Raw genomic sequence first — 7,902 nt, forward strand, 5'->3', positions numbered from 1 at the left:
GGTGACTTGTCGGGGTCCGCCCCTTCGGGGGGGGTGGGGGGGAGGACCGGGAAAAAGCCGGGCGCCCACCGACCCCCCCCCCCCTGGAGGGAGCCCCCGCCGCCCACGCGGGCTCACTTGCTGAAGTCGGGCACCAGCTTGGCGATCGCCAGCTCGGCGTTGCTCAGACCCTTGTCCAGCGACTCCTTGCCACCGGCGATCTTCGGCAGCTCGGTGTCCAGCGGGCCCCACAGGGAGCTGTACTCGGGCAGCGCCGGGCGGGGCTGGGCGGCGGCGAGGACGCCCTGGTAGCCGGCGATGCCGGGGTCGGCCTTGACCTGGGCGGTGTAGGCGTCGGAGCGGGTGGGCAGCGTGGAGTTCTTCAGGGCGATGGCCTCCTGGGTCTTCGCCGAGGTCATGAACTTCACGAACTTCAGCGCCGCGGCCTGGTGGGCCTTGTCGGAGCCGGCGTAGACCGAGAGGTTGTGGCCGCCGGTCGGGGCGCCCGCCTTGCCGCTGGAGCCGGCCGGGACGGTGGCGATGCCGAGGTTGGACTTGTCGCTGAAGGCCGAGCCCTTGTAGAAGTTCGTGATCTCCCAGGGGCCCTGGATGATCGCGGCGACCTTGCCGTTGACGAACGCGTCCTGGATGTGGGCGTAGGCGTCGGCGGTGGTGTCGGCCTTGTGCAGGCCCTTGCCGGAGAACGTGCTCAGCCAGGTGCCGTAGGCCTTCTTGGCGGCGGCCGAGTTCACGGTGATCTTCTTGGCGGCGGCGTCGACGGTGTCGGTGCCCTCGCCGTAGAGGAAGGACTGGGCGTAGTAGGCCTGGGTGGAGCCCCAGTAGCCGTCGACCTTGGTCTTGGCCTTGACCTTCGCGGCGTCGGACTTGAGCTCGTCCCAGGTCTTGGGGGCCTCGGTGATGCCCGCCTTCTTGAACAGGGCCTTGTTGTAGACCAGGGCGAGGGTGTCGGTGACCAGCGGCACGCCGTAGGTCTTGCCCTCGTACTGGGCCTGCTTCATCAGGTTCGGCTGGAACTTGCTCTGGTCCGCCAGGGCCTCCGTGCCGTCCAGCGGCAGGAAGTAGCTCTTCTTGGCGAAGGCGGGGGTCCAGCCGACCTCGGAACGCAGGATGTCCGGGGCGCCCTTGGAGCCGGCTGCCGTGTCGAACTTGTTCTGCGCCTGGTCGAAGGGGACGTCGACGTACTTGACCTTGATCTTCGGGTTGGCCTTCTCGAAGTCCGCGACCAGTGCCTTGTACGTCGGCGCCTCATTGGTGGCGTTGGAGGTGTCCCACCAGGTGATGGTGACCGGGCCGTCCGACTTGCTGTCGCTGTCGCTCCCGCCGCACGCCGTCGCCGCCAGGGCGAAAGACGCCACCAGCGCGGAGGCCGCTATGCCACGCCGCATGAGTTCTCCTTGAGGGTTAAAAGCCCGAGTGGTGCAGGAGGCGGTCCCGTCTGACGCCTCTGCGACTTGCCGACTGCGCCGTTGCGGCGGCCGGGCGACTGGGAACGTAACAGCGATGTAAGCGTTGCGAAAGACCTTGCAGAAAAAAAGTGCAAGAGAACACGGGGGTTACCTCGCCGTGACCTGGGCTAGACCCCGTCGAAACCCTGTTACGCAGCCGGTAGGCGTGTTGACGGACACTTGTGCAAGACTCTGCAAGCTCTTGCCATCCGTTACCGCCCACGGAATCATCCCCTTGCGGAGCGGGACGTCGGCTTCACGAGAGCCGACCACACCACCGAGAAGCACGAGGAGTGCGATGACGCAGCAATCCACGGCCGGCCGCGCGCGCGCCCGCGCACGGCGTCCCGTCGGTGTGCAAGGCGAGGTACGGCCGGTACAGTCCGGTGCCGTGACCACACGGCTTGCGGACATCGCTGCGCAGGCGGGGGTGAGCGAAGCGACCGTCAGCCGCGTCCTCAACGGGAAGCCTGGCGTTGCCGCCACCACCCGCCAGTCCGTGCTCGCCGCGCTGGACGTGCTCGGCTACGAGCGTCCGGTACGGCTGCGCCAGCGCAGCGAGGGCCTGGTGGGCCTGATCACCCCGGAGCTGGAGAACCCGATATTCCCGGCCCTCGCCCAGGTCATCGGCCAGGCGCTGACCCGGCAGGGCTACACCCCGGTGCTCGCCACCCAGACCCCCGGCGGGTCCACGGAGGACGAGCTGACCGAGATGCTGGTGGACCGCGGGGTGGCCGGCATCATCTACGTCTCCGGACTGCACGCGGACACCACCGCCGACATGCAGCGCTACGAGCGGCTGCGGGCGCAGGGCGTGCCGTTCGTGCTGGTGGACGGGTTCTCGCCGAAGGTGCAGGCCCCCTTCATCTCCCCCGACGACCGGGCGGCGACCTCCCTGGCCGTGACGCACCTGGTCTCGCTGGGCCACACCCGGATCGGTCTCGCGCTCGGCCCGAAGCGGTTCGTGCCCGTGCAGCGTAAGATCGAGGGCTTCGTCCGCGCCATGCAGGACCAGTTGGGCCTAAGCCCGGAGACGGTCGAGGACGAGCTGGTCCAGCACTCGCTGTACACCCTGGAGGGCGGCCAGGCGGCCGCCGCCGCGCTGATCGAGCGGGACTGCACGGCGGTGGTGTGCGCGAGCGACATGATGGCGCTCGGCGCGATACGGGCAGCCCGGCAGCTGGGCCTGGAGGTGCCCACGGACGTGTCGGTGGTGGGCTTCGACGACTCCCCGCTGATCGCGTTCACCGACCCGCCGCTGACCACGGTCCGCAAGCCGGTCCCGGCGATGGGACAGGCGGCGGTGCGCACGCTGCTGGAGGAGATCGGCGGTACGCCCGCACCGCACAGCGAGTTCGTGTTCATGCCGGAGCTGGTGGTGCGCGGTTCGACCGCTTCGGCACCGGGTGACCGGAATGGCCGCAATCGCGGGTGATCGTTCGCGATCGGGGTTGGATGTCCCCCGAATGTCGTAGGACGTGCGGGGCGGACCCAACCTTGGGATGATCTGGCGAGGAAGCCTTTTCTGGCAGACTCTGTGCCTATGAGTGACTCGACCGTGACAGAGCAGGAAGGTCGCGAGGAGGTGGCCGTTCCGCGGACCGTCACGGGCGAGGACAGACGCGGTTTCCTGCACCGGGTACGCCGGCCGCGCAGGCCCCGGCTGTGGTTCGAGATCCTGCTGATCGCGGTGAGTTACTGGACGTACTCACTGATCCGCAACGCGGTCCCCGAGCAGAAGGCGGAGGCGCTGCGCAACGCCGACTGGGTCTGGCGCCTCGAGCACCATGTGGGCGTCGCCGTCGAGGAGTCGGTCAATCACGCCGTGAACGCCGTGTCTTGGCTGATCGTCGGCATGAACTACTACTACGCCACCCTGCACTTCGTCATCACGCTGGGTGTCCTCGTGTGGCTCTACCGCTGGCATCCCGGCCGCTACGCGGCGGCCCGGCTGGTGCTGTTCGCGACCACCGGTGTGGCCCTCGTCGGTTACTACCTGTTCCCACTGGCGCCGCCCCGGCTGATGCGCGGCGGGCACTTCGTGGACACGGTGATGGCGCACCACACGTGGGGCTCGATGGCCTCCGGCGACCTGAAGCACATGTCCAACCAGTACGCGGCGATGCCGTCCATGCACATCGGCTGGTCGCTGTGGTGCGGGCTGACGGTCTTCGCGCTGGCGTCCGTGCCGTGGGTGCGGGTGCTGGGGCTGCTCTACCCGACGGCCACCCTCGTGGTGATCGTCGCCACGGCCAACCACTTCTGGCTGGACGCGGTGGGCGGCGTCCTCTGCCTGGCCTTCGGTTTCTCGGTGGCCCGGCTCTGGTACGGCAGCCTGCCCCACGCCCTGCCGAGGCGGGTGGCGGCCCCGGCGCCCCGGCCCGCTCAGGTCACGTCCGCGTAGAACAGCTCCTCGACGACCGTGCGCGCCCTCCGGGTCGTACGGCGGTAGGCGTCCAGCATGTCCCCGGCATGCCCGGCGCCGTAGCCCAGGTAGCGGCCGACCGCTGCCAGCTCGCGGGGCTCGGTGGGGAAGGTGTCCCCGGCGCGGCCGCGGACCAGCATGACCGCGTTGCGCACCCGGGTGGCCAGCACCCAGGCCTCGTCCAGGACCTCCGTCTCCTCGGGGGACAGCAGCCCGGCCGCGCGGACCGCGGACAGGGCCTGGCGGGTGCGGGTGGTGCGCAGGCCGGGCACCTGGTGGCCGTGCCGCAGCTGGAACAGCTGGACGGTCCACTCCACGTCGGACAGGCCGCCGGGCCCGAGCTTGGTGTGCAGCCGTGGGTCGGCGCCGCGCGGCAGGCGCTCGGACTCCATGCGGGCCTTGAGCCGGCGGATCTCGCGGACCGCCTCGTCGTCCAGGCCCCGCTGCGGGTAGCGCAGCGGGTCGATCAGCTCGGTGAATCGGCGGGCCAGGTCCTCGTCCCCGGCGACCGGCTCGGCCCGCAGCAGCGCCTGCGACTCCCAGACCAGGGACCAGCGCCGGTAGTACGCCTCGTACGACTTCAGGGTGCGCACCAACGGCCCGGACTTGCCCTCGGGACGCAGGCCGGCGTCGATGAGCAGCGGCGGGTCGGCGCTCGGCAGCTGCAACAGGCGGCGCATCTCGGCGACCACCTTGTTGGCGGCCGTCCCGGCCTCGTGCTCGTCCACACCGTCCTGCGGCTCGTGCACGAACAGCACGTCGGCGTCGGAACCGTAGCCCAGTTCGTGGCCGCCGAAGCGGCCCATCCCGATGATCGCGAACCGGGTGGGCAGGGTGTCGCCCCAGCCGTCCCGCACGACCGCCCGCAGGGTGCCGGCCAGGGTCGCCGCGGTCAGGTCGGACACCGCGGCGCCCACCCGGTCCACCAGGGCGCCCTGGTCGGCCTCGGCGGGGCTGGTCTCCGTGCCGTAGGAGCCGACGATGTCGCCGGCGGCCGTGCGGAACAGCTCCCGGCGGCGCACGCCACGGGCCGCTGTGACGCCCTGCTCGGCGTTCTCGGCGCGGCGCACGGCGGCGAGGATCTCCTGCTCCAGGGGGGCGCGCTCGCGCGGCTCCAGGCCGCCGCCGTCGCCGTCGCCCAGGAGCGCCACGGCCTCGGGGGCGCGCATGAGGAGGTCGGGGGCGAGGCGGCCCGCCGACAGGACGCGGGCGAGGTTCTCGGCAGCCGCGCCCTCGTCCCTGAGCAGCCTGAGGTACCAGGGGGTCTTGCCGAGGGCGTCGGAGACCTTGCGGAAGTTGAGCAGGCCCGCGTCCGGGTCGGCGGAGTCGGCGAACCAGCCGAGCAGCACGGGCAGCAGGGTGCGCTGGATGGCGGCCTTGCGGGTGACTCCGGAGGCCAGCGCCTCCAGATGGCGCAGGGCGGCCGCCGGGTCGGCGTAGCCGAGGGCGACGAGGCGCTCGCGGGCCGCCTCGGCGCTCAGCCGGGCCTCGCCGGGGGCGAGTTGGGCGACCGCGTCGAGCAGCGGGCGGTAGAAGATCTTCTCGTGCAGCCGTCGTACGGCCCCGGTGTGCCGCTTCCACTCGCGGTTCAGTTCGGCCACCGGGTCGGTGCGCAGGCCGAGGGAGCGGCCGAGGCGCCGCTGGTCGGCCTCGGCCTCGGGCACCAGGTGGGTGCGGCGCAGCCGGTACAGCTGGATACGGTGCTCCATGGAGCGCAGGAAGCGGTAGGCCTCGTCGAGGCGGGCGCTGTCCTCCCGGCCCACGTAGCCGCCGGCGGCGAGCGCCTGGAGGGCGTCGAGGGTGGTGCCGCTGCGCAGGGAGGGGTCGGTGCGGCCGTGCACCAACTGCAGAAGCTGTACGGCGAACTCCACGTCGCGCAGGCCGCCGGGGCCGAGCTTCAGTTCGCGTTCGATCTCGGCCGCGGGGATGTTCTCGACCACGCGGCGGCGCATCTTCTGTACGTCCGCCACGAAGTTCTCGCGTTCGGCGGCCTTCCAGACGAGGGGTTCCAGCGCGTCGATGTAGGCCTGGCCGAGGTCCCTGTCGCCGGCCACCGGGCGGGCCTTGAGCAGGGCCTGGAACTCCCAGGTCTTGGCCCAGCGCTGGTAGTAGGCGAGGTGGCTGCTGAGAGTGCGGACGAGGGGGCCGTTGCGGCCCTCGGGGCGGAGGTTGGCGTCCACCGGCCAGATCGAGCCCTCGACGGTGGACTCGGAGCAGATCCGCATCATGTGCGAGGCCAGTTTGGTGGCGGATCTGAGGGCCTTGCCCTCGTCGGCGCCCTCGGCCGCCTCCGCCACGAAGATCACGTCCACGTCGGAGACGTAGTTCAGCTCGTGGCCGCCGCACTTGCCCATCGCGATCACCGCGAGGCGGCAGGCTGCGGCGTCCTCGGGGGCGGCTGCGGCCGCGAGGGCCAGGGCGGCGCGGAGGGTGGCGGTGGCCAGGTCGGCCAGTTCAGCGGCGGTCTCCGCGACGTCGATGGTGCCGCAGACGTCACGGGCGGCGATGGACAGCAGGCAGCGGCGGTAGGCCACGCGGAGGGAGACGGGGTCGGTGGCCTCGGCCAGGCCCCGCTCGAACTCCTCCACTCCGCGGTGGAGGTCCCGGGGCTCGTAGGTGACCAGGGCCTGCCAGTCGCTCGGGTGGCGGGCGAGGTGGTCCGCCAGGGCGGCGGAGGCGCCCAGGACTCCGAGCAGGCGGTCGCGCAGCGGCTTGGCCGCTGTCAGGGTGTCCAGCAGTTCGCGGTGGGCGGTGGGGCCGGGCTGGGCCTCCAGGAGCCGGACCAGGCCGTGCAGGGCGAGGTCGGGGTCGGCGGTGGCGCCCAGGGCCTCGAGGAGGACCGGGTCGTCCCGGACGGGGGCCAGCTCGGCGCTGTCCAGGAGGCGCTCGGCGGCCGAGGGGTCGGTGAAGCCGTGCCGCAGCAGTCGCGTGAAGGTACTGCTCCTGCGCCCCGGCGTCATCCTCGGCCTCCCCTGGATCCAGGTCGTCCTGGCGAGAGCCTATCCGGAGTCGGCGGGGGGCCGCGCGTGTGCCTGCGGCGCTTGGGCGGGTGGGGTGCGTGGTCCGGCCTTGTCTCGCGGGGCCTGAGCCGGTACGGGGTCCTTGCCTGCCGACGGGCACCTGAGCCAGTGCGTGCTTGCGACGCTTGGGTGGGCTCCGGGGGGCGGGGGCCTTGCCTGCCGACGGCACCTGAGCCGGTGCTGCTTGCGGCGCTTGGGTGGGCTCCGGGGGGGCGGGGGCCTTGCCTCCCTGCGGCGGCCCCGTGGGGTGCGGGGTCGGCCTTGCTTGCTCGGGCCCGTGCTGGTACGTCCACCTCGCCTGCCTGCGGCGCCCGAGCCGGTACGTCCACCTCGCCTGCCGACAGCGCCTGAGCCGGTGCTGCTTGCGGCGCTTGGGTGGGCTCCGGGGGGGCGGGGGCCTTGCCTGCCTGCGGCGGCCCGGTGGGGTGCGGGGTCGGCCTTGCTTGCTTGGGCCCGTGCTGGTACGTCCACCTCGCCTGCCTGCGGCGCCCGAGCCGGTACGTCCACCTCGCCTGCCGACAGCGCCTGAGCCAGTGCGTGCTTGCGACGCTTGGGTGGGCTCCGGGGGGACGGGGGCCTTGCCTGCCTGCGGCGGCCCGGTGGGGTGCGGGGTCGGCCTTGCTTGCTTGGGCCCGTGCCGGTCGGGGGCATCGCCTGCCTGCGGCGCCCGAGCCGGTACGTCCACCTCGCCTGCCTGCGGCGTCCGAGCTCCGGCCTCGCCTGGGGCCTTGCGCCGGTGCGTGGTCCGGTCCTGCCTGCGGCGGCCCGTGTCGGGTGGGTGGGGGCTTGCGGCCCGCCCAGGGTGGGTTGGGGGTCGGGGCCGCGCCGGGTGGTATCCGTCCTCGGTCCGGCGGACTGGTCCTCGAAGAGGTGAACCGGGATGTTCGCCGGCCGCTGCGGGCGGACACGACCCGACACGTCCCCTGCCCGCCGTACGCGAGTGCGGGGCCTGCCCCGCCTGTGCGCCTGCGCGGTCCCACCCTGTGCCGACGCCGGGTCCGACAGCGCCTGC

Annotated in this window: 4 protein-coding genes; 2 read left to right on the top strand and 2 right to left on the bottom strand. The window is 72.3% G+C overall.

The features are described from left to right. Positions 1-113: 113 nt before the first annotated feature. On the bottom strand, positions 114-1,385 hold the full coding sequence (locus AC07CM_RS02650; protein ID WP_478874495.1) for an extracellular solute-binding protein: 1,272 nt from the start codon (positions 1,383-1,385) through the stop codon (positions 114-116). Positions 1,386-1,836: 451 nt separating this feature from the next. Between AC07CM_RS02650 and AC07CM_RS02655 the strand changes: the two genes are divergently transcribed. Continuing rightward, positions 1,837-2,880 (top strand): LacI family DNA-binding transcriptional regulator, encoded by a 1,044-nt coding sequence (locus AC07CM_RS02655; RefSeq protein WP_478874496.1) that lies wholly within the window; start codon positions 1,837-1,839, stop codon positions 2,878-2,880. A 108-nt stretch (positions 2,881-2,988) separates the two neighbouring features. After that, positions 2,989-3,849, top strand: a complete 861-nt coding sequence (locus AC07CM_RS02660; RefSeq protein ID WP_478874497.1) for a phosphatase PAP2 family protein — start codon at positions 2,989-2,991, stop codon at positions 3,847-3,849. Here the strand turns inward: AC07CM_RS02660 and AC07CM_RS02665 are convergent. Continuing rightward, positions 3,831-6,830 (bottom strand): bifunctional [glutamine synthetase] adenylyltransferase/[glutamine synthetase]-adenylyl-L-tyrosine phosphorylase, encoded by a 3,000-nt coding sequence (locus AC07CM_RS02665; protein ID WP_478874498.1) that lies wholly within the window; start codon positions 6,828-6,830, stop codon positions 3,831-3,833. The two genes, AC07CM_RS02660 and AC07CM_RS02665, sit on opposite strands and share 19 nt — an antisense overlap. Positions 6,831-7,902: the final 1,072 nt, after the last annotated feature.

It is taken from the genome of Streptomyces sp. NPDC044061 (assembly GCF_056434305.1).

Bases quoted from the DNA above. Each gene is read 5' to 3' on its own strand.
- AC07CM_RS02650 (WP_478874495.1), bottom strand. From the start codon at position 1,385: ATGCGGCGTGGCATAGCGGCCTCCGCGCTGGTGGCGTCTTTCGCCCTG.
- AC07CM_RS02660 (WP_478874497.1), top strand. From the start codon at position 2,989: ATGAGTGACTCGACCGTGACAGAGCAGGAAGGTCGCGAGGAGGTGGCC.
- AC07CM_RS02665 (WP_478874498.1), bottom strand. From the start codon at position 6,830: ATGACGCCGGGGCGCAGGAGCAGTACCTTCACGCGACTGCTGCGGCAC.